Source organism: Pseudomonas sp. GW823-FHT04A03 (genome assembly GCF_058796615.1).
This window is the reverse complement of the sequence record NZ_JBXAIV010000007.1, coordinates 242165-267915: the sequence shown is the minus strand read 5'-3', so window position 1 is coordinate 267915 and position 25751 is coordinate 242165. Positions and strand designations below refer to the sequence as shown.

23 protein-coding genes are annotated in these 25751 nt (G+C 57.6%); 14 read left to right on the top strand and 9 right to left on the bottom strand.

The window, feature by feature from the left end:
* Positions 1-77: 77 nt before the first annotated feature.
* The 4 genes from AC1Q9F_RS19350 to AC1Q9F_RS19335 form a co-directional block, all read right to left on the bottom strand.
* Positions 78-1400, bottom strand: coding sequence for a hypothetical protein (locus AC1Q9F_RS19350; RefSeq protein ID WP_492620677.1), 1323 nt, complete (start codon positions 1398-1400; stop codon positions 78-80).
* 117 nt (positions 1401-1517) lie between these two features.
* Complete coding sequence (locus AC1Q9F_RS19345) at positions 1518-5192, bottom strand: translocation/assembly module TamB domain-containing protein (protein ID WP_492620676.1); 3675 nt, start codon at positions 5190-5192, stop codon at positions 1518-1520.
* Positions 5189-6916, bottom strand: coding sequence for an autotransporter assembly complex protein TamA (locus AC1Q9F_RS19340; protein ID WP_492620675.1), 1728 nt, complete (start codon positions 6914-6916; stop codon positions 5189-5191). Before AC1Q9F_RS19340 ends, AC1Q9F_RS19345 begins: the two co-directional genes overlap by 4 nt.
* A gap of 66 nt (positions 6917-6982) precedes the next feature.
* Entirely contained in the window at positions 6983-7633 is a 651-nt protein-coding gene (locus AC1Q9F_RS19335) for a GNAT family N-acetyltransferase (protein ID WP_007951503.1), read from the bottom strand.
* A 174-nt stretch (positions 7634-7807) separates the two neighbouring features.
* Between AC1Q9F_RS19335 and xthA the strand changes: the two genes are divergently transcribed.
* Both xthA and AC1Q9F_RS19325 read left to right on the top strand, forming a co-directional pair.
* Complete coding sequence (xthA, locus tag AC1Q9F_RS19330; protein ID WP_273899025.1) at positions 7808-8620, top strand: exodeoxyribonuclease III; 813 nt, start codon at positions 7808-7810, stop codon at positions 8618-8620.
* A 120-nt stretch (positions 8621-8740) separates the two neighbouring features.
* Positions 8741-10075 carry a substrate-binding domain-containing protein gene (locus AC1Q9F_RS19325; protein ID WP_492620700.1) on the top strand — a complete coding sequence of 445 codons (1335 nt, stop codon included), beginning with the start codon at positions 8741-8743 and terminating at the stop codon, positions 10073-10075.
* A gap of 140 nt (positions 10076-10215) precedes the next feature.
* On the opposite strand, the gene AC1Q9F_RS19320 is transcribed toward AC1Q9F_RS19325, so the two are convergent.
* Entirely contained in the window at positions 10216-11445 is a 1230-nt protein-coding gene (locus AC1Q9F_RS19320) for an acyl-CoA dehydrogenase (protein WP_041075051.1), read from the bottom strand.
* 176 nt (positions 11446-11621) lie between these two features.
* Here AC1Q9F_RS19320 and AC1Q9F_RS19315 point away from each other — a divergent pair, with 176 nt between their 5' ends.
* The 7 genes from AC1Q9F_RS19315 to AC1Q9F_RS19285 all read left to right on the top strand — a co-directional run bounded on the left by AC1Q9F_RS19315 (position 11622) and on the right by AC1Q9F_RS19285 (position 16804).
* Complete coding sequence (locus AC1Q9F_RS19315; RefSeq protein WP_492620674.1) at positions 11622-12566, top strand: LysR family transcriptional regulator; 945 nt, start codon at positions 11622-11624, stop codon at positions 12564-12566.
* A gap of 55 nt (positions 12567-12621) precedes the next feature.
* Positions 12622-13023, top strand: a complete 402-nt coding sequence (locus tag AC1Q9F_RS19310) for a MerR family transcriptional regulator (protein WP_085690041.1) — start codon at positions 12622-12624, stop codon at positions 13021-13023.
* A gap of 145 nt (positions 13024-13168) precedes the next feature.
* The gene (locus tag AC1Q9F_RS19305; RefSeq protein ID WP_492620673.1) at positions 13169-14068 is read left to right on the top strand and encodes a hydroxymethylglutaryl-CoA lyase; all 900 of its coding nucleotides are present in this window, start codon (positions 13169-13171) and stop codon (positions 14066-14068) included.
* A gap of 698 nt (positions 14069-14766) precedes the next feature.
* Positions 14767-14898 (top strand): hypothetical protein, encoded by a 132-nt coding sequence (locus tag AC1Q9F_RS19300; protein ID WP_492620672.1) that lies wholly within the window; start codon positions 14767-14769, stop codon positions 14896-14898.
* Positions 14899-15010: 112 nt separating this feature from the next.
* Positions 15011-15151: a hypothetical protein gene (locus AC1Q9F_RS19295; protein WP_492620671.1), complete on the top strand. Its 141-nt coding sequence runs from the start codon at positions 15011-15013 to the stop codon at positions 15149-15151.
* A 287-nt stretch (positions 15152-15438) separates the two neighbouring features.
* A complete protein-coding gene (locus AC1Q9F_RS19290; RefSeq protein ID WP_492620670.1) occupies positions 15439-15759 on the top strand; it encodes a phage virion morphogenesis protein in 321 nt (106 codons plus the stop codon).
* A 274-nt stretch (positions 15760-16033) separates the two neighbouring features.
* Positions 16034-16804, top strand: a complete 771-nt coding sequence (locus tag AC1Q9F_RS19285; protein WP_492620669.1) for a hypothetical protein — start codon at positions 16034-16036, stop codon at positions 16802-16804.
* A gap of 172 nt (positions 16805-16976) precedes the next feature.
* Here AC1Q9F_RS19285 and AC1Q9F_RS19280 read toward each other — a convergent pair whose 3' ends face one another.
* Positions 16977-17681, bottom strand: a complete 705-nt coding sequence (locus tag AC1Q9F_RS19280) for a hypothetical protein (RefSeq protein ID WP_492620668.1) — start codon at positions 17679-17681, stop codon at positions 16977-16979.
* A gap of 319 nt (positions 17682-18000) precedes the next feature.
* Between AC1Q9F_RS19280 and AC1Q9F_RS19275 the strand changes: the two genes are divergently transcribed.
* Positions 18001-19326, top strand: a complete 1326-nt coding sequence (locus AC1Q9F_RS19275; protein ID WP_492620667.1) for an ATP-binding protein — start codon at positions 18001-18003, stop codon at positions 19324-19326.
* A gap of 3 nt (positions 19327-19329) precedes the next feature.
* Positions 19330-20097: an HNH endonuclease gene (locus AC1Q9F_RS19270; protein ID WP_492620666.1), complete on the top strand. Its 768-nt coding sequence runs from the start codon at positions 19330-19332 to the stop codon at positions 20095-20097.
* Positions 20098-20636: 539 nt separating this feature from the next.
* Here AC1Q9F_RS19270 and AC1Q9F_RS19265 read toward each other — a convergent pair.
* Positions 20637-20975 carry a hypothetical protein gene (locus AC1Q9F_RS19265; protein ID WP_492620665.1) on the bottom strand — a complete coding sequence of 113 codons (339 nt, stop codon included), beginning with the start codon at positions 20973-20975 and terminating at the stop codon, positions 20637-20639.
* Positions 20976-20987: 12 nt separating this feature from the next.
* Positions 20988-21182, bottom strand: a complete 195-nt coding sequence (locus AC1Q9F_RS19260) for a hypothetical protein (protein ID WP_492620664.1) — start codon at positions 21180-21182, stop codon at positions 20988-20990.
* Positions 21183-21797: 615 nt separating this feature from the next.
* On the opposite strand from AC1Q9F_RS19260, the gene AC1Q9F_RS19255 reads away from it, so the two are divergent.
* Together AC1Q9F_RS19255 and AC1Q9F_RS19250 are read left to right on the top strand one after the other, a co-directional pair.
* The gene (locus AC1Q9F_RS19255) at positions 21798-22163 is read left to right on the top strand and encodes a DUF6124 family protein (RefSeq protein WP_492620663.1); all 366 of its coding nucleotides are present in this window, start codon (positions 21798-21800) and stop codon (positions 22161-22163) included.
* A gap of 87 nt (positions 22164-22250) precedes the next feature.
* Positions 22251-22610: a DUF6124 family protein gene (locus AC1Q9F_RS19250; protein ID WP_492620662.1), complete on the top strand. Its 360-nt coding sequence runs from the start codon at positions 22251-22253 to the stop codon at positions 22608-22610.
* 72 nt (positions 22611-22682) lie between these two features.
* Here AC1Q9F_RS19250 and AC1Q9F_RS19245 read toward each other — a convergent pair whose 3' ends face one another.
* A complete protein-coding gene (locus AC1Q9F_RS19245; RefSeq protein WP_492620661.1) occupies positions 22683-24380 on the bottom strand; it encodes an AMP-binding protein in 1698 nt (565 codons plus the stop codon).
* A 201-nt stretch (positions 24381-24581) separates the two neighbouring features.
* On the opposite strand from AC1Q9F_RS19245, the gene AC1Q9F_RS19240 reads away from it, so the two are divergent.
* On the top strand, positions 24582-25745 hold the full coding sequence (locus tag AC1Q9F_RS19240) for an isovaleryl-CoA dehydrogenase (protein WP_064597789.1): 1164 nt from the start codon (positions 24582-24584) through the stop codon (positions 25743-25745).
* The last annotated feature ends 6 nt before the right edge of the window (positions 25746-25751 follow it).

Below are 25751 nucleotides of genomic sequence, written 5' to 3'. Positions count from 1 at the left end.
GTTTTCGGGCGCCCAGACGGACGCCTTCGCGAGCAAGCTCGCTTGCTCGCGAAGGCAGCGACTCGGTGTAGAGCCGTTCAGGATTTGTCGGAGGGATGATTCATAGATGGTGGCTGAAGGGGATGAACTTCACGCCCACGCAAAGCAGTCGCCACATAACCACAGGCGCGCCTGGCTCCTGCGTAAATACCGTGCCAGCCTGGCGGTGCCGGCTCGATGGCGGCATGCAACGCCCGCGCATAATCGAGCACCAGACCCGGCGTCCAGGCCATGGCCTCGGCGCGTTTGCGCACTTGAGCTGCGACCCAGAATTCCGGGCTGATGATGACCCGGGCAAAATCCAGCATGCTCGAATGCCCCCGGTTCATCGCGCCCTCAAGCGCTGCCTCAAGGCTGTGCGCAACGGCACTCGAACAATTGCGGCTGGTGAGGTTGTAGGTGGTGTTCTGCCGATAATCCGCCCAGAACGCATGAAGCCGCGCGGCGTCGTAGTGCGCGAAGCTGACCTGAACCGACGACGGGCACCAGTCGGCCACTTCGCTCGCATAGTCCGGCAGAAACCGCCCAGCCACATCGTTGTTCGGCGTGGCCCGTAGCAAGCGCACGAAATCCCCCGCCGAGCGATCGATGTCGTCCAGCGGGTAATGGCTGATGTAGATGTCCGGTCCACATTCCAGCGCCGCGTGGCCGGCGGAAATGACGCCGTTGATATCGACCGCCGCGATGTAACGATTGAGCAACCGATTGCGCACCAAGGTGTCTTCAACGGTGCCGCTCGGTGTCCAGACATGGATCACCATTGCGCCGTTGCACGCAGGGGCATGAACCGGGGAAGGCGTCACCGGCGACGGCCTGTTCTTGAACCGCAATGCCTGCTGCAACAAGGCACAGCCCGAAAGAAAGATGCTCATGCCGATGCAGAACGGCACCGTCCCCTTGTAGAGGCTCGGATACGGTTCGAGGATGAACACGCCAAAACCGATCTCGAACAGCGCCACCAGCAGTGACATTCGCCAACCGACAAAGCGCACCACCACCGCAGCCGCCAGTCGAAAACCGCCATCGAGCAGAAAAGCCGCACCGAACAGCACCGCGAGAATCACGCCGGCGGCATGCTGTCGGTCGACGATCAGCAGCCCCAGCAGCAGAAACGCCAGACCGCGAGCTTTGCGCAAAGCCGCCGCCGTGCCGGTTTTCGGGGCCGGCACCAGCAAAATGATCAGGGCTTCGAGCAACAGTAAATAGCCGAACACATGCAGCGGAAAATACAGCACGCCGTCCAGCGCATCGATGAAGATGGCCACTCCGGCCGCGCCCCAAACAACGCCGGTCAATGCCAGTGCTGACCAGCGCCGCCGGACAAAATCCTGACCGAGCAAGACCATACTCAAACGAACCATTGGCGCCCCCGGGGCGTTTCGGGCAGCCGCAAACGGCGCCCTTCAAGCTGCGGTCAGTCTAATACATCCAGAAAAAGCCGGATCGTGGTGACACGACCCGGCGAGGGGGAACGCGGGCTAGAAATCCCGCTTGTAGAAGATGTCCAGCGAACTGGCCACGCCGCTGGCGGCTTCGAGGTAGACCTTTTTGCTCAGCTTGTAGCGCAAGGCGATGGTGTTGGCCGGTTCGAACACGCCGACGCCGTAACGCAGGCTGAGTTTTTCGGAGATGTTGCCGCTGGCCACCACGCTGGTGGTGTTGCCGCTGCCCTGGGTGTCGAGCTGGAAGTCCTGAATGCCCAGGTCGCTGGCCAGACTGCTGGTGACCCCGGAACTGCCCATCAGACCCAAACCGAGCGCCGCTTGCGCAAGCATGTTGTTGTCCTCGCCGGTGGTGCTCAGCGGACGCCCCAGCACCAGATAGGACAGCGCCTGTTCCTGGCTCATGGCCGGTTCCGAGAAGATCTGCGTGGTCGGCTGCTCGGCGCTGCCGCTCAGGCGGATACCGGCGATTACATCATCGGTCTGGCGAATCGCTTCGATGTCCAGATACGGCTGGTCGATCGGCCCGGCAAACAGCAGACGCGCGCGACGCACCGTCAGGCGTTGACCGTAGGCGCGGTATTTGCCGTCGTTGAGCCACAGCTCGCCACGGGTGTCCATGTTGTCGCCGATGTGCACGTGGCCTTGCAGGTTGGCGGTCAGGCCGAATCCGGCGAAGCTCAGCTTGTCCTCACCAACCACCACGTCGATGTCCATCTTCATGGCCATCGGCGGTTTGCCCTCTTCGGTCTGCGCGCCGACGATGATCGTGTCATCGGAGACTTTCACCGTCGATGGCGGCAGTTCGCGCACGGTGATTTCACCTCTGGGCACCAGCACCTTGCCGGCAATCGCCAGCTCATCGCCGGCCATGGAAATCTTCAGGTCCGGCGCCACTTCCAGTTTGGCGTAGGGTTCGACAGTGACCGGCAATTGCGTGCCCTTGAGCGCCAGATCCACCACCAGCGCCTGACCCCAGGCAATGTTGCCGTTCAGACTGCCCTGCCCGCTCTTGCCGCTTTTCCAGCCGCCGTTCAGTTGCACGGCTTCACCGGCGATCACCGCTTGCAGTTGCAACGCTTGCAGTTCGATCGGCAATTCCGGCCCGGACACTTCGCCGTCGCTGAGCTGCACCGTGCCGTTGACCAGCGGCGCGAGCAGCCCGCCGGAAATCGTGCCGCTGCCGTTCAGGCGCCCGGTGAGTTTCTCGACCATCGGCACAAACGGCCGCGCGACCGACAGGTCCAGCCCGCTGAGGCGGAACGAGCCATTCAGCGGTTTGTTCTTCGGCAGCGGGTTGAGCTGCGCCTGCACCATCAGTTCGCCAAGTTTGCCGCCGACGAAGTTGAGGTCGGTGTCGATGCGCTTGGGCGTGAGTTTGCTGGTGAGTTTGAGGGTCTGGTACGGGAAGTCCAGCCACTGATCCTTTTCCTTCATGCGCAGAGTGCCGCCGCTGGCATCGACACTGATCTGGCCGTTCGGGCCGCTGGCCGGCAGGTCCAGTTGCAGGTCGGCGTTGAGCTTGCCCTGCCAGGCGAAATCCTTGGGCAGCCACTGCGCCAGGCTTTCGATCGGGAACTGCTTGAGGTGGTAACGCAGCTTCGGTTCCGGCATCAGGCGCTGGTCTTCACCGCACAGGCTGGCATTGCCGGACATCCAGCAGTGGGCGCCGAAGTTGATCTTGCCGTCGGCCAGTCGTTCGATCTTGGCCGGGTTTTGCAGTTTCCAGTCCTGGCCGCCGGCCTGAATGTCACCGCTGGCCAGACGGCCGCGCCAGTTGCCCTTGTCCAGATTGCCGTCCAGACCCAGCGCCAGTTTCAGCTTCGGCCCGAGCAGGTCGAGGTTGAGTTTCTGGCTTTTGATATCGCCCTGAGCGCTGGCGGTCAGGGTGCCCAGCGACGTGTCGCCGGCCTGGATGCCGCTGCCCTTGAGGTCGATTTTCGCCCGTTGCGCGCTGTCGAGGGTGGCGTCGAGGTTGAGGCTTTGCAGGCGATTGTCCTGGAACGCCAGTTGCGAACCTTGCAGGCCGAGCTTGCCCTGCGGCGCCTTGAGCGTGCCGGCGACATCGACCCGACCGTTGATCTGCCCACGCAGTTGCGGCCAGAGCTGGGCCAGTCGCGCCAGTTTGATGTCGATCTGCCCGGTGAGTTTCTGTTGCAGGCTACCCTTGCCGTTGATGCTGTTGTCGCCGAGGCGGATTTGCAGGGCATTCAGATTCCACTGTTCGCCCGCGCCATCAGCCTTGGCTTGCAGGATCGCCGGTTGCCCGCGCAGTTTGCCTTTCAGATCGAGGTCGGCATTCAGGCTCAGGCGCTCGTTTTTCATTTCGCCTTTGCTCTTCAACGGACCGGCCAGGGTGCCCGGCAACTCCGCGACCCAATACGCCGGGTTGAGCGCCGACAATTCCAGCGCGGTGTCCCAGGCGATGCCATCGGCGAACTGCACGTTCACATGGCCTTCGGCCTTGCCCTGCCCGGCTTCGAGTTTCAGTTGTGGCAGGAAGATCTGCTTGAGATTGCCGCTGAACGGACTGCTCAGGCTGAACGCCCCCGCCGGCCCATCTGCGGCGGCGGCGAAGTTACCGATGTACTGACCGTCGGTGTAGGAGACTTCGCCGGTGAAGGTACGCAACGTGACCTGCGGCTCGTCGATCTCCGGATAGAGCCGGTGCCACGGGAAATCCAGCCAGTTGATATTGGCCTGGGCGCTGAGGCCTTTGCTCCAGTCGACATTGCCGGTCAGCTTGAGGCTTTGCTTGTCGCTGGCCGTCAGATCGAGGCCAGCAATCTGCGCACCTTTGGCGTCGACCTTGCCTTTGAGCAACAGCGCCACCGGGCCTTTTTCGGCAGGCAGCGTCGCATTGCCGAGGAGTTGGTAGCCGTTTTTCAGGTCGCCTTCGCCGGTCAATACCAGTTGATTGAATTGCAGGGTGTCCGGCAGATCGGCGCTCGGCTTGAACGCCTCCGAGGTGATCCGCACCTTGGCCGGCAGGTTTTCCACCAACGGTTGCAGCTCGCCGCTCAACTGGCCGTTGAGGTAGCCACGGCTGTCGGCGTGCAGGTTGAGGGTTTTCAGCAGGTCACCGTCGATTTTCAGCGCCAGCGTCCACGGTTCGGGAGCCGGCGACGGCAAGGTCAGATCACCGGCGATGTTCAGCGGCCAGTTGCCGGTCGGTTGCAACAGGCCGGACAGGTTCAGGCTCAACTCGTCGCGTTGCAGTTTCACGCTGTCGATCTGCATGCCCTTGGCGGTCCAGTGCGCCGCCAGTTGCAGGCCTTTCAACTCTTCGCTGCCGTTGAACAACAGGCTGCCGACCTGCACATCGCCCAGCTCGATGGCCACGGGCAATTGCAGATCAGGAAGCTTGATCGGACCGCTTTCGGTGACTTCTTCGCTCGGCGGGAATTGCAGGCTGACGGTATCGGCCTTGAGCTGTTGGATGCACAACGTCATGCGCGTCAGGCACAGCGGCGACCATTCGACGATCGGTTTGCTCAGTTCGACGCGGCTGGTGTCCTGCTGCCACAACAGGTGATCGGCGCTCCACTGCCCGCCGAGGCGACCCTGGAAGTTGTCGACGCTCAGGCCCGGCACCAGACCCAGCACCCAACGGCTGCCGGCCTGCGTTCCGAGCACAGCGGTAATGCTCAATACAATCAGCAGCACCAGCGACAACAGCGCCAGCGCCGATATTTTCAAACCACGCTTCACAGCTCAGGCCCCATGGAAAAGTGCAGCCGGATGCCGCCATCGTCGTCCAGCGCATGGGCCAGGTCGAGGCGGATCGGCCCCACCGGCGAAACCCAGCGCACACCGATACCGACCCCGGTCTTGAGGTTCGGCAGTTCGAGTTTGTTGAAGGAGTTGCCCTGATCGACGAAGGTCGCCACGCGCCACTTCTCGGCAATCGAGTATTGGTACTCGACGCTGCCGGCCACCATGTAGCGCCCACCGATGCGGTCGCCCTCGGAGTTCTCCGGGGACAGGCTCTGATAGTCGTAGCCGCGCACGCTCTGATCGCCACCGGCGAAAAAGCGCAGCGACGGCGGCACCGATTTGTAGCCGTTGGTGGCGCTGCCGCCGACCTGTACCCGACCGAGCAGACGGTGCTTGTCGAACACGGTGGTCAGGCCTTTGACCAGCGCTGTGCCGTAAACCAGATTGTTGTCCGAACCCAGGCCTTCTTTCGCCACCTTGCTTTCGAAGGTCAGACGATAGCCATTGTGCGGATCGATGCGGTTGTCGCTCTTGAGGTAGGAATAGCTGACGCCGGGCATCAGCAAGGTGCTCAGACCGGAGTCGTCGCCGAGCTGGTATTCCTCGCGCTGCCATTTCAGCGAGATCACCCGCTGCCAGCCGCTGGGTAATTTGCTGTGCCATTCCGGGCCAAAGGTCAGCAGCTTGCTCAAGGTGTCGGAACCGTCAATGTCCTCATATTGATAACCGCCAGCCCAGCGCAGTTTGTCGGTCAGCGGCGGGTCCAGCGGGATGTCATAGAACAGGCCGACGTTTTGCCGTGGTGCCGACAACTCCGCTTCCCAGCCATAACTGTCGCCCTGCGGGTTGACCCAATGGCGGGTCCAGTTGGCCTTGATTCGCGGGCCGACGTCGGTGGAATAACCGAGACCCAGGCCCATGGTGCGCGGCTTGCGGGTGTCGAGTTTGACGTCCACCGGGATCACGTCGTTTTTCGCGGCGGTCGGCGCGGCGTCGACTCGCACGCCCTCGAAATAGCCGCTCGATTGCAGGTCGCGGTTGAGTTCGGCGATCAGTTCGGAGTCATACGGCTCGCCGGCCTTGAACGGCACCATGCGTTGCAGCAGGTCTTCGTCGAACGGTGTGTCGCCTTCAAAACTGACTTTGCCCAGCGCATAACGCGGGCCGCTTTCGTAGATCAATTCGACATCGGCGACCCCGGCGCGGGGATCGACCATCAATTTCTGACTGGTGAAACGTCCACTGAAGAAGCCATAGCGCGACGCCTGATTCTGGATCAAGCGCTTGGCGTCTTCGTAACGCCCATGGTTGAGCACCGCGCCGGGCTTGAGCACGTCACTTTTCGGGACTCGAAAGGATTTGAGGGAGGCAGCCGGGCCGTCGATGCGCACGGTCACGTTGCGCAGACGGATCGGCTCGCCGGGATCGATGTTCAGCACCAGACGCGGTTTGTCGCCGCCCTTGACGTCACTTTCGATCTGCGGCTGGTAATAACCCAAGGCCTGGGCGGCCTTGCGCGCCTGTTCTTCGGCGCCGCGACTGAAGCGCTGCAAGGCTTCTTCGTCACGATCGCCGAGGCTGCCGATATAGCCTTCTATATTGGCTTTCAGTTCATCGTTGGACGGTTTGATCCGCACATCCAATTCACTTTGCGCCAGCGCCGCGCAGCTGGTTAACAGCATGAGCACGCCACTGGTAAATCTTCCTGGAAACTTCATAGGCGCGGATGCTATCACGGGCTTGGGAGCGTGATAGAACAGGAAACATCTCAAAAAGTTCGACGGTCATCCCGTTGCAGTTTGTAACACCTGCGGGTTGGCGTGGAAAAACACGTGCTCGCGCACCGGGCCGACAGCGACTTCGCCGATTTCCTCGTAACCCTGACGCTTGTAGAACTCCAGATAGCGCGGGTTACCGGTGTCGAGGATCACGCCTTGGGAGCTTTCGTCCACTGCGCACCAGTTGTGCACCGCTTGCAGCAGCTGTTCGCCGAAATGCTTGCCCTGAAATTGTGGATGCACGCCGAGCAGCGGCAGCATGTGCACCGAGTCGGTCGGCACGCAGGCCTCGACGGCGGCGTGATACTCCAGATAACGGCGGGTGCAGCGGAAACCGGTGCTCAGCACCATGCGCAGACGCCAGGCCCAACTTTCGGTAACGCCCAGGCGCCGTTGCGGCGGCGCGATCAGGGCGATGCCGATCAAGCGGTCGTTGACCAGCAGGCCGATGGCCGGCAGATCCTGCAGGAAATGCTGTTTGACCAGTTCCCGCACCGTGGCACGCACCCGTTGTTCGTAACCCGGACGCTCGGCTTCGAACAGGTAGGCGAAGGTCGGCTCGTGGCGGTAAGCCTGATAAAGAAGGGATCGCGCTTCCCGAGAATAGCCGCGGTCGAGCATGTGGATGTCGGCGATGGCGGTTTGGGTTTCAGGCATGACGGTGATTCTCCCTGGACGGGACTCAAGAGGCCCCGTTCTTGTTATACGAGCCTTGGGCTGAAGGGATCGTTCCCACACCCGAAAGACATTAGCAGCGCATATGGACTACCGCCACGCTGGCCCAGATCCTACATGTCAGCTAGCATCGCCCTTTTGCCAGGACTGCCGACCATGAAGATCGTTTCCTTCAACATCAACGGACTGCGGGCCCGTCCGCATCAGCTGGCGGCGCTGATCGAAAAGCATCAGCCGGACGTCATCGGCCTGCAGGAAACCAAGGTCCACGACGACCAGTTCCCGCTGGAAGAAGTGCGGGCCCTGGGTTATCACGTGTATTTCCACGGCCAGAAAGGCCATTACGGTGTCGCCCTGCTCTCGCGCCAGGAGCCGATTGCCGTGCACAAAGGCTTCGCCACCGATGAAGAAGACGCGCAGCGGCGCTTTATCTGGGGCACATTCGCCGACGCCAATGGCGTACCGGTGACGATCATGAACGGCTACTTCCCACAGGGCGAAAGCCGCGACCATCCGACCAAGTTCCCGGCCAAGCAGCGTTTCTACAGCGATCTGCAAGCGCTGCTGGAAAGCCAGTTCCACAATGAACAACCGCTGGTGGTGATGGGCGACGTCAACATCTCCCCGGAAGACAGCGACATCGGCATCGGCCCGGACAACATGAAGCGCTGGCTGAAAACCGGCAAATGCAGCTTCCTGCCGGAAGAGCGCGAGTGGATGGCCCGCCTGAAAAACTGGGGCCTGACCGACAGCTACCGTCACCTGAACCCGGACGTGACCGACATGTTCAGCTGGTTCGACTACCGCAGCCGCGGGTTTGAAGACGAGCCGAAGCGCGGCCTGCGCATCGATGTGATTCTGGCGTCCCACGGCTTGCTGCCACGGGTGAAGGCTGCCGGTGTCGACTATGAACTGCGCGGGATGGAAAAGCCTTCGGACCACGCGCCGATCTGGCTTGAATTGAGCTGATAGCTCAATCACTGCAAATTGCTGTGGGAGTTCGCTCCCACAGCTTGAGCGCTGTCATCTTTCAGAAACGTCCCTGACTTAATCTCCCCGGCAATCCCCTTGGCTGCATTCGGTGCCGGCATGACCCTGCGCGTTCTGTTTGTCTTTCTCCTGAGTGCCTGGCTGCAGGTTTCGGCCGCTGCATTGCCCATTCCCGAGAACGGCCCGGTCTTGCGCATCCAGGGTTCCAACACCATTGGCGCGGCGCTCGGTCCGGCGTTGGTGGAAGGTCTGTTGCAAGACCAGGGACTGTTGAAAGTCCACAGCGAAACCCCGGACACTGCCAACGAACAACGGGTCGTCGGCCTGACAGCCCAAGGCCAAAGAGTCGTGGTGGAGATCGCCGCCCACGGTTCGAGCACCGGTTTCACTGCACTCAAGAACGCCAGCGCCGATCTGGCCGCCTCCTCGCGCCCGATCAAGGACAGCGAACTGCTGAACCTGCAAGCCCGGGGCGATCTGAAAAGCCCCGACGCCGAGCAAGTCATCGCCATCGATGGCCTGGCGATCATCCTCCATCCCGACAATCCGCTGAATCAACTGAACACCGAACAACTGGCGCGGATCTTCAGCGGCGAGGCGAAGACGTGGGAAGACGTCGGCGGCAAGGGTGGGACGATTCATTTATATGCGCGGGATGATCAGTCCGGGACCTACGACACCTTCAAGGAACTTGTCCTCAGCCGTCGTGGGAAATCGCTGAGCAATGCCGCGAAACGGTTCGAATCCAGCGAGCAGTTGTCCGACGCCGTCAGTGCCGATCCGCAAGCCATCGGTTTCATCGGTCTGCCCTATGTGCGTCAGGCCAAGGCCGTGGCGATTGTCGACGGGCAATCCCAGGCGATGCTGCCGCTCGCCAGCCTGATCGCCACTGAAGACTATCCGCTGTCACGGCGGTTGTTCTTCTATCTGCCGCCCGACAGCAACAATCCGTGGGCCAAGGCCTTGGTGGAGTTTGCGCAGAGCCGTCGGGGCCAGGCGATTGTCGCGGCCAACGGTTTTATCGCCCAGACCGTGCAGGCCATCGCCGTCACGCCGAATGCGCTGATGCCCGAGGGTTATCAATCCCTCAGCCGTCACGCCCAGCGTCTGACCGTGAACTTCCGCTTCGAAGAAGGCAGCGCCAGCCTCGACAACAAGGCCCGCCAGGATCTGGCCCGGGTGTTCGACTATATAAAGCACCACGACAAGACCGATCGCGCAGTAACACTGGTGGGATTCGGCGATGCCAAGGACGACCCGGCCCGGGCGGATTTGCTGTCGAAGCTGCGGGCGATGGCGGTACGCCGGGAGCTGGTGAAGAACGGCGTGGTGTTGCGCGAAGTGCGCGGGTTTGGCGCGCTGATGCCGGTGGCGACCAACAGCGGGGATGAAGGCCGGATCAAGAATCGGCGGGTTGAGGTTTGGGTTTACTGAATTTGATGTCCTGATCGTTCCCACGCTCTGCGTGGTAACGCAGCCATGGACGCTCCGCGTCCACTGTGACGCGGAGCGTCACGGTATGCATTCCCACGCAGAGCGTGGGAACGATCAGGGCTGACGCGGAATGTCTGTAATCAGCGCTCGCTACGCAGCATTTCCTTCGGCACATACTTGCCGATCTCGAACTTGCCGATGGCCGCGCGGTGCACTTCGTCCGGGCCGTCGGCCAGGCGCAGGGTGCGTTGCATGGCGTACATGTAGGCCAGCGGGAAATCATTCGACACCCCTGCCCCGCCATGGATCTGGATCGCCCGGTCGATCACCCGCAACGCGACGTTCGGCGCGACGACCTTGATCTGCGCAATCTCGCTCTTGGCGACCTTGTTACCCACGGTGTCCATCATGTACGCCGCCTTCAGGGTCAGCAGGCGCGCCATGTCGATTTCCATCCGCGAGTCGGCGATCTTGTCGACGTTACCGCCCAGACGTGCCAGCGGTTTGCCGAATGCAGTGCGGCTCACGGAGCGTTTGCACATCAGTTCCAGTGCTCGCTCGGCCATGCCGATCGAACGCATGCAGTGGTGAATCCGGCCTGGGCCAAGGCGACCTTGAGCAATTTCGAAGCCGCGTCCTTCACCGAGCAGGACGTTTTCGTACGGCACTCGTACGTTGTCGAACAGCACTTCGGCGTGGCCGTGGGGTGCGTCGTCGTAACCGAACACCGGCAGCGGACGGACGATCTTCACGCCGGGGGTATCGACCGGCACCAGGATCATCGAGTGCTGGGCGTGGCGCGGGGCGTCCGGGTTGCTCAGGCCCATGAAGATCAGGATCTTGCAGCGCGGATCGCAGGCGCCGGAAGTCCACCATTTCTTGCCATTGATCACCCACTCGTCGCCATCGCGCACGGCACGGGCGGCCATGTTGGTGGCGTCGGAGGACGCGACGTCCGGCTCGGTCATGGCGAACGCCGAGCGGATCTCGCCGCGCAACAACGGTTCGAGCCAGCGCTGTTTCTGTTCTTCGTTGGCGTAACGCACCAGAACTTCCATGTTGCCGGTGTCCGGCGCCGAGCAGTTGAACGGCTCGGGACCGAGCAGCGAACGGCCCATGATTTCAGCCAATGGCGCGTATTCGAGGTTGGTCAGGCCGGCGCCGAGTTCCGACTCAGGCAGAAACAAATTCCACAGACCTTCAGCCTTTGCCTTGGCCTTGAGTTCTTCCATGATCGCCGTCGGCTGCCAGCGGTCACCCTCGGCAACCTGCCGTTCGAACACGGCTTCGGCCGGGTAAACGTAAGTGTCCATGAACGCGGTCACGCGCTCACGCAGTTCTTGCACCTTGGGCGAATAAGCGAAATCCATGAGCAATTACCTTTTTTCGGCAGGTTGTTTAAGTCATGCAATCGATGCTAGAACAGCGTTGATAATTTACCTAGCCTATTCTCGGCGTGTATAAACATTCATCACCGATATATGATTGGTTGATTTTCCTGGCCGCCCTGACCCGCGCCATCCACCTATAAAAAGAGAGCCGCGTAATGAATCTGAGCAAGGTCGACCTCAACCTTTTCATCGTCTTCGACGCGATCTACACCGAAGCCAACCTGACCCGTGCCGGGCAGATTGTCGGCATTACCCAGCCTGCGGTGTCCAACGCCTTGGCGCGGTTGCGCGAGACCTTCAACGACCCGCTCTTCGTACGCACCGCCCAGGGCATGGTGCCGACGCCCATGGCGCAGAACATCATCGGCCCGGTGCGCAACGCATTGTCGCTGCTGCGGGTGTCGGTTCAGGAAAGCCGGATTTTCAACCCTTCGCAAGCGGTCAAGACTTACCGCATCAGCATGACCGACCTGACTGAAGCGGTGATTCTGCCGCCGCTGTTCCAGCGCCTGCGTCGCCTCGCGCCGACAGTGATCATCGAGAGCTTCCTGTCCAAACGCCGGGAAACCACCAAGGAACTGGCCGCCGGGCGTCTCGATTTCGCCGTGGACGCGCCGCTCAACACCGACCCGCAGGTGCGCCACGTCAAGCTGATGGAAGACGGTTACGTCTGCGCGATGCGCAAGGGTCATCCGCTGGCGAACAAGGAAAAATTCACCCTCGACGATTACCTGTCGCTGACCCACATTCATATTTCCAGCCGCCGCAGTGGTCTGGGCCACGTCGATCTGGCGCTGGGCAAAATGGGCATCCAGCGCAAGATCGCACTGCGCTCGCAGCACTATCTGATGGCGTCCCAGGTGTTGCAGCAGACCGACATGGTGATGACCGTGCCGGAGCGTTTCGCCCGTCGCCATGACCTGCATGCGTTCAATCTACCGGTCAACGATGTACCGCCGGTGGAAACCCATTTGTACTGGCACGAAAGCACCGATCAGGACCCGGCCAACCGCTGGATGCGCGAGCAGATGATCGAGCTGTGCCAGCAAGTGACAGCGCACGAGAAGAAGCTCGACAAGCTGCAGGCGCCCGCCACTTGACGTAAACGTCAACCTGCCATTAGCTTAGCGCCAAGATCCTTCTTCGAGCGCTTTCATGAGCAGCCAGACCTACAGCATTTCCGACCTCGCCCGCGAGCTGGACATCACCACCCGGGCGATCCGCTTCTATGAAGAACAAGGCCTGCTCAGCCCCGAGCGCCGAGGCCAGGAACGCATCTACTCGCCGCGCGACAAGGTCAGCCTGAAGCTGATCCTGCGGGGCAAGCGCATCGGTTTTTCGCTGGCCGAGTGCCGCGAGCTGATCGAGCTCTACGACCCTTCCAGCGGTAACACCAAACAACTCAACAGCATGCTGGCGAAAATCAGCGAGCGCCGGGAACAGCTTGAACAGCAACTGCTGGACATCGAACAGATGAAGCTGGAACTCGACACTGCCGAAGAACGCTGCGTGCAGGCGCTGGAGCAGACGCTCAAGAGTCAGCAATCAGTTCAGTGAGCCAACACCAATCCCCTGTGGGAGCGAGCTTGCTCGCGATGAGGCCGGAACATCCAGTATTGATGTTGACTGACCCGACGCCATCGCAAGCAAGCTCGCTCCCACAGGGTTCTCGATACAGTCAGATAATGAGCAGGTTCAGCCCATGTCCCTCCCCTCCCAAGTACGCCTGATCGAAGTCGGCCCGCGTGACGGCCTGCAGAACGAAGCCCAGCCCATCAGCGTCGCCGACAAGGTGCAACTGGTCGACGCGCTGAGCGCCGCCGGCCTTGGCTATATAGAAGTCGGCAGTTTCGTCTCGCCCAAGTGGGTGCCGCAGATGGCCGGTTCCGCCGACGTGTTCGCGCAGATCCAGCGCAAGCCCGGCGTGACCTATGGCGCGCTGGCGCCAAACCTGCGCGGTTTTGAAGATGCGCTGGCTGCCGGGGTCAAGGAAGTCGCGGTGTTTGCCGCCGCGTCCGAAGCATTTTCGCAACGCAACATCAATTGCTCGATCAGCGAAAGCCTGGCGCGGTTCGCGCCGATCATGGAATCGGCGAAACAGCACGGCGTTACCGTGCGCGGTTACGTGTCCTGCGTGCTCGGCTGCCCTTATGAAGGCGAGGTCGCCCCGGAGCAAGTGGCCATGGTAGCCCGCGAGCTGTACGCGATGGGCTGCTATGAAGTGTCGCTGGGTGACACCATCGGCACCGGCACCGCGGGCGCAACTCGCCGGCTGTTCGAAGTAGTGTCGAAGCATGTGCCTCGCGAGAAACTCGCCGGCCACTTCCACGACACCTATGGCCAGGCCATGGCCAATATCTACGCCAGCCTGCTGGAAGGCATCACGGTGTTCGACAGCTCGATCGCCGGCCTCGGCGGCTGCCCGTACGCCAAAGGCGCCAGCGGTAACGTCGCCACTGAGGACGTGGTGTACCTGCTCAACGGCCTGGGCATCGAGACCGGTATCGACCTCGACGCCTTGATTGCTGCCGGCCAACAGATCAGTGCCGTGCTGGGTCGCCCAACCGGTTCGCGCGTGGCCAAGGCTCGTAGCGCACAGTGAGGGGATGGTGTTACCGCCGAGCGCGAAACGTGGGCACAAGCGAGTAACACGGAAACAAATTGTCTGGTTTTGCCTGAAGGAAAAATCCTTCAAAAATCTCAAACCCTTGATTTACAAGGGTTTTGAAAAGTTGGCACGGCTTCTGCTATCTCTATGGCATAACAAGAATAAAAAGCAGCAAACCAATAAAAATAAGACGTACCGACTCTGACATAACAAAAACAACACGGCAGAGACGCAGCTAACAGATTTTTTTGGAGAAGGTGTGCTTTTCAGGGTATTCCTCGGAATGACCCGCAACCGGGCAGAGAACAATAAAACTACCTTCAGGTAGCTCCCGAATCGGTTGGATCGCCTAGCGAGAAAGCAGATCAGCGCTCAAAAAAATACGTTTGCTCTTGACCCCGGATGGGGGTCGCCAAAAACAGCGGTAAAGGGCCACGGTTGCCAAAAACAACAACAGACCGCCCCTCAATAATAAAAAAGAGCACGCGACGACAAAATTAAAGGGGAGCTTCGGCTCCCCTTTGTGCTGTCTGGCTTTTCACGACTGACCTAAACAACACCCCAAAAGCGACATAATCCCGACCCAACCCGTAAACCCCACCGACCTCAAAGCCATCTTCGGCCTCCAGCCCGACATCGCCATCGCCTACCTCAAAGCCTAGGGCTACGCCATCACCTGGCACTGGCAAGACATGCTCGACCAGCCCCACGACCAAGCCTTCACCGTCGCCAAAGCCATGCACCTGCTGTCCGACATCCGCGCCGCCCTCGAAACAGCCCTGCAACAAGGCCACACCCTCAAACAATTCACCGACAACCTATAACCGACCCTGCAAGCCCAACGTTAGTGAGGTAAACCCATCATCGTCTACAGCCAAGGCGCCGCCCAACCGGCCTACTAAAAACCATCTACCAAACCAACCTGCAAAGCGCCTCATGGCCGGCCGCAAAACCGCCATGGAACAAACCACCCACACCCAACCGTACTGGATGCTCATCGCCATCCTCGACAGCAAAACCCACTCCAGCCACTGCGCACTCCATGGCCAGGTCTACCGCCCTGACGACCCCATCTGAAAAACCATCGACCCACCCAGCGGCTACAACTGCCGCTGCCGGGTCATCGCCCTGACCGAAGCCGCCATCAAACGCAAAGGCTTGACCGTCCAAACCAGCCAGGGCCAACCATCCTTCCGTCCCGACCCCGGCTTCAACCACGCCCCAGACACAGGCCTGACCCAAGCCCTAAAACAAAACCCAAAACCACACTAATTGACGCACTCCAATTCCCTGTGGGAGCCGGCTTGTCAGCGATAGCGAACGACCAGCCCCCAAAAATTTCCTGACCGGATCAAAGACCCAGAATGCTCACCATCGAAATAAACCACCAGCGACTACAGCAACCCCCCAGCCAAATAGGGTCGGCCGTCGGCGACCTCAAACCCCTGATGCAAACCATCGCCACCGAACTCGCCAGCCAGACCGAAGAAAACTTCGAACACGAAGACCGCCCCCAATGGACAGAACTCTCCGACGTCACCACCGAAAACCGAGCCAAACACGGCCACTGGCCGAACCAGATCCTGCAGGTCAGTGCTGCTGGTTTGGCTCCGTCGATAACCACATATGCAACCGACAATTCGGCCATGGTTGGCAGCAACAAACCGGATGCGGCGATGATGTAATTCGATGGGAGCAGACCGAATTTCCGTCCCTGTGGGGAGACATACCGACTAGGCCATATTTGCCCATGGATGCTGACGGCAGTCTGGAGACTGAAGCGGAGAAGTCCATTCTCGGCTTAGTGTTGGCTCACTTGAAAGAAGCAGTACGCTGCTAGGGTGTTACCCAGCCATCCCAATTCCAGGCAACGAAAGGAAGTGTTCCGCGCCGTTGCGCTTCGATTTATCTGAGCCAATGTCAATATGATATTGCCCCCCCCTAGATTAAGGACAATCGATGAAAACGCTGATCGAGCTTATCGGGCTTAGCTGCATTCTGAATGGTTGCGCAAGTGGTACAGCTGACCCGCCGACAAGGGTCATAGTAAACCCGTCTCCAATTTGGCCTTGGAACCAAAAGGACAAGGACAAGGACAAGGACAACAAATACCTTCTGAACGATTGCCGTACGACCAGTTGCAGCGACAACGATATGTTCACAGCGATGCTTGCAACAGGCACGTACTGCAGGAAGGTCAGCAATTATTATGAGAACGGCGGGAACATCAACTCCGACACTCGATTAGCGGTCAAAGTGCTTGGTGTGCTGGCGGGAAGCGTCTTTGGGATCACCGCGGGTGGATCAGCAGCAAAAGCTTGGTCAGGCTTATCGGGGGCAACCAATGGTATTCAAGCTGACTTGAGCGACAACGCATCCGCCCGATCAAATCGAGCACGCATCGTTAGCAAAATTCTTGCGAATTATAATGTGGAGATAAAAGCGTTGCTCAGCGACAAGGATTCCACGTTACAAGTGCGACGGCAGATTGTATGGGCATCTATTAATACATCGAATCGTTGCGCAACTGAAGCGGAAATAGAACCTGAGAATGCGGCGAAAAAAGTAGAGGCGCAAGTCGCTGAGATCAAGAAAACGATTCTGTCTAGCAAAGACTCCCAGGCAGCCGCTGCAACACCAACACCAACACCAACACCAACACCAACACCAACACCAACACAGCCTATTCAAGCTTCGGAAAAGACTTTAGCTGAAAAACTAAAAAACTGAGCTTTAAGATAAATCTTTAATTTTTTTAAAATTTATGCGACATCCTATAAAATTTCCGTACCACACCGTGAATCTGGTAGCCAGTTGCCGTGTATCAAAGACCGGGAAACTCGCTCGACCAGCGTAATTTCCCCGTCAGAAATTCGTGCTCCCTTGAGCTCTCATGCTGCACTCAGTCCAGTGCAGGTGGCTCCGGATCATTACCAATCATCGGAGGTTCTGACCCTGACGGCAAATTTTCTGCGCGAGCTTGGGTGCCCCATGAGATTTTTGTTAGCTCTTTGATACGATCCACAATTGGCTTCGCATTATCACCGACCTTCTTAAGCACGATGCTTGCCTCGACCAACAAACCATAGAAGCTATTTAGATCAGACATCTTTTTATGGATCTCCGCCTGCATTTTTTCTAAGCGTTTAAGAAGTCGTTGTTTGTGATCTTCATCAAGCTCTTGGTTAGCAACTATCAATTCCCGAAGTTCGTTGATCAGCGTGCGAATACGCTTCAAATCCCCATCGGTGAACTCATACCCGAATCCATTAGCTAGAGTTATAGAAAAACGACTCTTTATACTCTCCAGCTTCTGAGTCGATGATTGTCCGATCAACTCATCTTGGACCTCTGTGAGAAAAGTACGCATTCGGTTGCATACAAAACCCATACTGCCATCTAGGTCCGGAGCTTCTTTTGTATGAGGAATTAGAAACTGTTCCTGCAAGCTGAGAATCAAAGCCGTTGCCTCAAGCAACGTTGAATGGTCATCTTGCGTCCATTCAGATTGTTGTCCTATCACACTAAGTGCGTAGCGACAGACAGCGGTCGCTGCCTCCAATGGATTATCTCGAACTGCTTGAATCAAATGGTTAGGAAGGCTCATACACTGTGCATTTCCATGTGCTGACGGGATTCACACTTTGCCACAAGCTAATGTGTTGGAATACCTAGTTTCCGCAAAAAATCTTGCGATGCTTAGGCTCTCCAGCATCGAACATCCATTTCTTAGCGCCTAGGTGTCTGGCATACTTTCGCTTCTGAAACTGCGTTTCAAACGGGTGAAACCCTGCCACGACTCTTGAAGGCAGCTAGCGCAACGAGCGAAAGCGTTCGGGTTGCCGCCGCTTAAACATAAGCACACGCCTAGCGATTCTGTACCAGCTTGATAAAATGGATTACGAGGGAAAAGTAATGAATGGACAATGGGAGGTCATGTGCTTATAAAATCTTTTACTTTGCCATCAGGTGAGGTTGTTCCTATTCCACCAAAGTCTGGTGGAAAAAATAGGTTGACTATGCTATTGGGTGTAAATGGAACCCAAAAAAGCACTTTGCTTCGAGGATTCTTAGATCAAGCGCTTCGGGAAATCACTGTAGCTACGGAGAGTGCGCCTAAAACGTCAGCGACGGTTAAATTTTACCAAGCACCTAGCAGAGTGATCGCACTGTCTGCTATTCCTAACGATAGATTTCCCACCAAAATGCGCGTGGGCGGATCAGCAAGATCTCGTTATGAAATAGATGAGTACGAATATATAGGCCCAAGACACAACCAGAACATAATAAGCCGAAATCAAAGCCTGAGCGCGCTAGTGTCTGCGGTGCTGACGAATAGAGAAAGATCTCCGACAGTGACTGATCTCATTACAATGCTCTGCGAACGAACAACTATCCCAACTCGATTCACAACAATTATAAGAGGAGATATTTCCAGCGGTAGACGTGCATCCCTGTTGGCAGATTTTTTTGATGAGCGAGTCGGAAGCAAAGCTAAATTTGAAGACATAGAATTTTTAAAAAGAAATAACTTGCTCGAAGACTTCACATCATTTGTTGAGACCTCAACCAGAAAGCCGCAAACTATCGAGGTCGATTTAATTTCTGGTATGTGCTACCCACAGATACCCTTCATAGACATTATCCTTCGACACAGATTACTGTCAATTCGTCGACATATGACTGGCAATTCAAATATTTTTAATCCAGATGACTACAGCGCAGGACAGTGGGGTTTGTTCTCATCGATTGTGACATTGGCATTAAAAGTTACTGATAATTCTTTGATACTAATTGATGAGCCGGAAAGCGCTTTGCATCCATCTTGGCAACGCGACTTTGTAGATTGCCTCAGCAAGGCTGTTGCCGGCTCAAAGGGATGTCACATCGTCATCGCCACTCATTCTCCTCTTTTGATCGGCTCTGCCGGAGGATTTTCCTCTGAGTTAATAATTCTCCGTAGGCATGCTACCAACGGAGTGCTCTGGGCGGAGTTTGAGGATATTCCCGAAGGGTGGCAATCCAACGATATCCTGGAATTAAAATTCGAACTCGAAAGCACCCGAGGGACTGCCTTTGTAGCGAAAATGGATGAACTACTTAAACTGGTCGCACGGGGAGCTGAAGATAATGCTAAAAAAATCAAGAAAATACTTAAAGAGATCGAACCCATCCTCGCAAAATTACCGGAGGGCGACCAAGTTCGTTCGATCGCTTCATCAATAAAAAGCTTGGTCATTAACAGGGCTTAATTTATGTCCGACTTTGATATCATCAAGAGGAAAAACTGGGGCTCTGCTGAGAAAACCTTGATCCTTACATATTTCAAAGGGGGGCACAAGGAATGGTCAAAATCCAATTTAAAACTTGTTAGAGACTCGGTAAGAAAGTACCTTCTTCGCGTACAGAAACACAGATGCGCATACTGTCGGCGTGGTATATCCGCGGAAATCGGACGAAACGAGATAGATCATGTCGTAGCCAAAGCGTTGCCGGGCATGGCTAGATTTACTTATGAGCACTCCAACCTTGTGGCCGCTTGCAAGCGCTGTAATTGGTTGAAGAAGAATCATAATGTACTAGCGCGAACACTATTACCAACAGATGCCTATCCTCTAGCAATCGTTGACTACAATTGGGTACACCCCTATATACATCGATACAGCGACCACATAGAAATCGTCTCTGGATATCTATTCAGAGAAATAGGAAGCGCAAACTCCAAAGCTCGCGGCAAGAGCGTAATTGACGTCTGCAAACTAAACTCATTGGGATCTGTTGAGTCTAGGCGAATATTTGAAATAGCACAGGCATCTGAGTCTCATCATACTGCGATTATGAAGTTGGTAAGTGATAATACTCAGCTGAGTCTCCCACAGCTTGCCAAAATAATGAAACGGGCGCGTCCTGCCTTTCGAAAGCTAGCGGATCCAGAAATCATAGAAATCATAGAAGCTGTGCGTGGTGGCGCATCTGAAGCTTACCTTCGCGCTACGGCTCGATTTGAGTTGCAGGATGCTTAGTCACTGGACACCACCTCAACTTTGAGCCGATTACGCGGCGGTGTTGCAAGGCTTACCGCGTAGGACGGACACGGCAGTTTGCTCGACAGATTGGCTTGCTGCCGTTGACCATCCCGGTTCGCAAGCTCGCAGAGCAAGGTAAGGCTGAGAGCCTCGAGAAAGCAATCAAGCCGGATCGAGAAGCGTTGAATAGCCTGGCAAATGCCTTAGAGTATGGCAACAAGCAACATCTGCTCCGCGTTATGGAATCTCGTTCACTGAGGGGGCTCAGGCGCTTAACGGTAGAACCAATGTAGCGGGGAATTGGCGTACGTTTTGATAGGGTAAGACCACATTGCCCATTGGCCAGCTGCTACATAAGGCGTATTTGGTCTTCTACTTTGAGGTTGATAAATGGATGTTCCATACCGTGATAAAAGCACTGTCGACATACCCGTACTTAGCGACAGACTTGGCTTCATCTACCCGTTCGCACAAATTAAGTCGTCGTTTATAAGCTCGGATTTACGGAAACGTCTATATCCGACAGACATAAAAAGCTAACGGATCGCATGGGTATAATGCGCATCGAGGCTGTTGTTATGACCCTTTATGCACGACAGTAGAAAGGGGCAGCCATTTGCAAAGGCATTACAGCATGCAGATGGTCTACGAATATCTGCGATGAGGAAACGCTTCAACGCAACAACCGTCGAAACAAAAAAGACTGCATCACGGCGATGGCGATAATCGTCAACCTCTTGCTCCGGCCGATTGACCGCCTTCTGTTCCTCAAAATCTTCCGGTTGCAACTCTATGGCAACCGGGCATTCTTGATAAAGCTTGGCGTAGATCGCCCCCACCAGCACATTAAACCCTTCGATATTGGCCGCTGCCATGCGTGACTCTCCTTAGTTTTTCTTCCCTGCCACATTTAGTACATACGACTTCAGATGCACCATGGCGGCCGACTCAGCCCCCAGCCCCCGCAACTCAGTTGACCGAGCGTCACCATTGGGCAAGTAGACCGTCAGCGTATCCCCAAACACGTTATAGGTAGCGGCGTGTTGAACACCTTCATGCTCAAGCGTGATTTCCTCATCCATCTGTAAAACCTCCTTCACGTTCATTGATTGTCGCTCGCCAACTGCACCAAGTGGAATCATGGGACTGACGCCGACATGACATTCACACTAACTGCCGCGCTCACGAAGTCCAACCCAAAAAACTACGTTGACACACAGTCGCCAACGACGACCTTCCAGTTAGCACTCAATTGGCATGTGCTCAAACCGCAGCATCCAGCTATCCACATACCCCGGAGAGTCCATCAAAAACAAAACGACGGCTTTCGCTGTGTGTAAACACGACGTGGGATGGGCGTTTAAATTACACGAACCGTTACGCCATAAGGGCTACAACACCTTGCGTCGTTGCCTACGCGTACGCCAGAATCCGCCGGCTTGTGCGCTTAGACCTCGGACTCTATCGTTTACCTGCCACTGCCCATCAGTGGTCGGGTTTAGTAGCCCGTATGGTCTTAGTAAGTGCATGAGCCCCATTCAGTCAGGTACGTCTAGTCCTGCACTTGATGGTGGTTGTGCGCAGGGCGCTCTCGAGCGCGCCGGTCTTGCTAATTCCTCCGGTCTACTAACCTGCGCGCAGCCGCCACCCTTCTTTTAGTAGAGAACGGTCGCGGCCCTATTTCAGGAATTAGATATATGTTCAAGATTACGCCTAACCCTCCGGATGCAGATCCGATCCCCTACGACACCGCACTCGAAGCCGAAAACATAAAAACGGCCACCGAGCGGGCGATCAATCACTACCTCGATCCCGGGGCGCAGAAGACGTCCAAGCCATCGCGCAAACCCGGCAAGATCTATCTGGTCAATCCAACAATGGATGACGAAACGCTGCTGGTCGAAGCGTGCGAAACGCTGTCGTCGGCCAGTGACATGGCCCGGGATCTCGGCGACACCGTCGATCCGTCGCAGCGCAAGGCGATGCAGATTCTGCAGCAGGTCATCATGCTGAGTGAGCTACTGGTCAATCGTGTGCTGGATAACCATCACGTCTCGCGGTAGTTGCCGCCTCGGTGAGGGGCTTGTCCCCTCACCGCCTGGCAGCCGTCTATAAAAATCCTCAAGCGACTCTTTCCGGAGTTCCAGCTGATGTCCAAGACCGTCATTCCACCGTTAGAAGACCCGGTGTCCCCCTACGAATTTCCCGATTCAAGAAAACTCCACGACGCCGCCGAACGCGCCCTCGACTATTACCTGACCCCGGCAGCCCAGATCATGGCCACGCCCTACACCCCAAACGACATGTTCATGGTCAACCCGCAAACCGACACGGAGTCCTTGCTGGCCAACGCCTGCGAATCCCTCGCGTCAGCCACGGTCATGCTCGGTGACTTTGCCGGCCTGCTGGAAGGGCCGAACCGCAAGACCCTGTTGGGCATTGCGCAAGTGGTGATGTTGGGGGAATTGGCAGTGAATCAAGCGTTGGAAAATGTAGAAGCAAAGCAATAAGCGCTGCTTTCGAAGCCAGGGTCCGCGCCCTGGCTTCGAAGGCTCTGATCGATATAGAAATTTGAAACTGTGTCAACCCTCGTTACTGCGCAACTCCTCGATACTGATCTCGCGCATCCGGAATTTCTGGATCTTGCCGGTCACCGTCATCGGAAATTCCTCGACGAACTTGAAGTACCGCGGCGTCTTGAAGTGAGCGATGCGCTCCTTGCACCACGCTTGCAGCTCTTGTTCGGTGGCGCTGTGGCCGGGATGGAATTTGATCCAGGCGACGATTTCCTCACCGTAACGCGAGCAGGGAATGCCGATCACCTGCACATCCGCTACTGCGGGATGGGTGAAGAAGAATTCTTCCAGTTCACGCGGGTAAATGTTTTCGCCGCCGCGGATGATCATGTCCTTGTTACGGCCGGCGATGCACACGTAACCCTCGTCGTTCATGCTCGCCAGGTCGCCGGTGTGCATCCAGCCTGCGGCGTCGATGGCTTCGGCGGTGGCATTCGGGTTGTTCCAGTAGCCGAGCATCACGCTGTAACCACGGGTGCACAGTTCGCCGATGGTGCCGCGCGGTACCGGATTGCCGGCCTCGTCGATGATTTTGCTTTCGAGTTGCGGCTGGGTGCGGCCGACGGTGGTCACGCGTAGTTCCAGTTCGTCGGATGGTCCGGTTTGCAGCGAGACCGGGCTGGTTTCGGTCATGCCGTAGGCGATCTGCACTTCGCTCATGTGCATTTCGTTGATGACTCGGCGCATCACTTCGATCGGGCAGGTCGCGCCGGCCATGATCCCGGTGCGCAAGGTCGACAGGTCGAACTCGGCGCGCTGCGGCTGATCGAGCATGGCGATGAACATGGTCGGTACGCCGTACAATGCGGTGGCCTTTTCTTCGGCGACGGTACTCAGGGTCAGCAGCGGATCGAAGGCATCGTTGGGATAAATCATCGTGCTGCCGTGGGTGATGCAGCCCAGGTTGCCCATGACCATGCCGAAGCAGTGATACAGCGGCACCGGGATCACCAGCCGATCGGCGGCGGTCAGGCCGAGGCTTTCGCCGACCATGTAACCGTTGTTGAGGATGTTGTAGTGACTGAGGGTCGCGCCCTTGGGGAAACCGGTGGTGCCGGAGGTGTACTGGATGTTGACGGGCTGATCGAAGTGCAGGCTGTCGCTGCGATCACGCAATTGTTCTGGAGAGACACTGGCGGCCAGATCTGCCAGTTGCGACCACGGGAGAAAACCCGAAGGCGGCTGGGGATCAAGGCTGATCAACCCGCGCAGCTCGGGCAGGCGCTCGCTGCGCAGTTCGCCGATGGATTGCTCGGCCAGTTCCGGCAGCAAGCCTTGCAGCATGCCGTGGTAGTTCGAAGATTTGAAGGCACCGGCGCAGACCAGCCATTGGCAACCGGATTGCTTGAGCACGTATTCGAGTTCGGAGCTGCGGTAGGCCGGGTTGATGTTGACCAGAATCACGCCGAGCTTCGCGGTGGCGAACTGAGTGATGCACCACTGCGCGCAGTTCGGCGCCCAGATGCCCAGCCGGTCGCCGGCCTGCAAACCCAACGCCAGCAGCGCTCTGGCATGTACGTCTATCGCGTCGGCCAGTTGCCGCCAGGTGTAACGCAGCTGCTGATGACGCACCACCAGCGCCTCGCCATCCGGGTACTGCGCGACGGTCTCGTCGAACTTCTGCCCGATGGTCATCGCCAGCAAGGCTTTGTCCTGTGAACCACGGGTGTAGCTGCGCTGCGGGTTTGCACTGGGTTGATCCATGACGACCCCTATTGTCTTTATTAGTGGGTGTTGGACAGGAGCCATATGAGCTCCGACCGTTCAGAACTAGCCCTACTCTCGCTCAAGTTGACGTTAACGTAAAGGGTGATTGACAGCCATTCGTCACAGGCTTACGTTAACGTAAAGGTGAGAACTGAAACGCCCTTCTCCCCACCCTACAAAAAAGCCAAAAGGTGACCCATGAGCTACCCATCCCTGAACTTTGCCCTCGGCGAAACCATCGACATGCTGCGCGATCAGGTTCAGTCCTTCGTCGCCAAGGAGATCGCCCCGCGTGCCGCGCAGATCGACAGCGACAACCTGTTCCCGGCTGATCTGTGGCGCAAGTTCGGCGACATGGGCCTGCTCGGCATCACCGTGCCGGAAGAGTACGGCGGTGCCGGCCTGGGTTACCTGGCGCACGTCGTGGCGATGGAAGAAATCAGCCGTGGCTCGGCTTCGGTGGCGTTGTCCTACGGCGCGCACTCCAATCTCTGCGTCAACCAGATCAACCGCAACGGCAATCACGAACAGAAAACCAAGTACCTGCCGAAGCTGATCAGCGGCGAACACGTCGGCGCTTTGGCGATGAGCGAGCCGAACGCCGGTTCCGATGTGGTTTCGATGAAACTGCGCGCCGACAAACGCGGCGACCGTTTCGTGCTCAACGGCAGCAAGACCTGGATCACCAACGGCCCCGACGCCAACACCTACGTGATCTACGCCAAGACCGACCTGGAAAAAGGCCCGCACGGCATCACCGCATTCATCGTCGAGCGCGACTGGAAAGGCTTCAGCCGCAGCAACAAGTTCGACAAGCTCGGCATGCGCGGCTCCAACACTTGCGAGCTGTTCTTCGATGACGTCGAAGTGCCGGAAGAAAACATCCTCGGCGTACTCAACGGCGGCGTGAAAGTGCTGATGAGCGGCCTCGATTACGAGCGCGTCGTGCTGTCCGGTGGACCGACCGGGATCATGCAGTCGTGCATGGACCTGATCGTGCCGTACATCCACGACCGCAAGCAGTTCGGCCAGAGCATCGGCGAATTCCAGCTGATCCAGGGCAAAGTCGCCGACATGTACACCCAGCTCAACGCCAGCCGCGCCTACCTCTACGCCGTGGCCCAGGCCTGCGAGCGCAACGAAACCACGCGCAAGGACGCCGCCGGCGTGATCCTCTACACCGCCGAACGTGCCACGCAAATGGCTTTGGACGCGATCCAGATTCTCGGCGGCAACGGCTACATCAACGAATTCCCGGCCGGCCGTCTGCTGCGTGACGCCAAGCTGTACGAAATCGGCGCCGGCACCAGTGAGATCCGTCGCATGCTGATCGGTCGCGAACTGTTCAACGAAACCCGCTAAACGGAG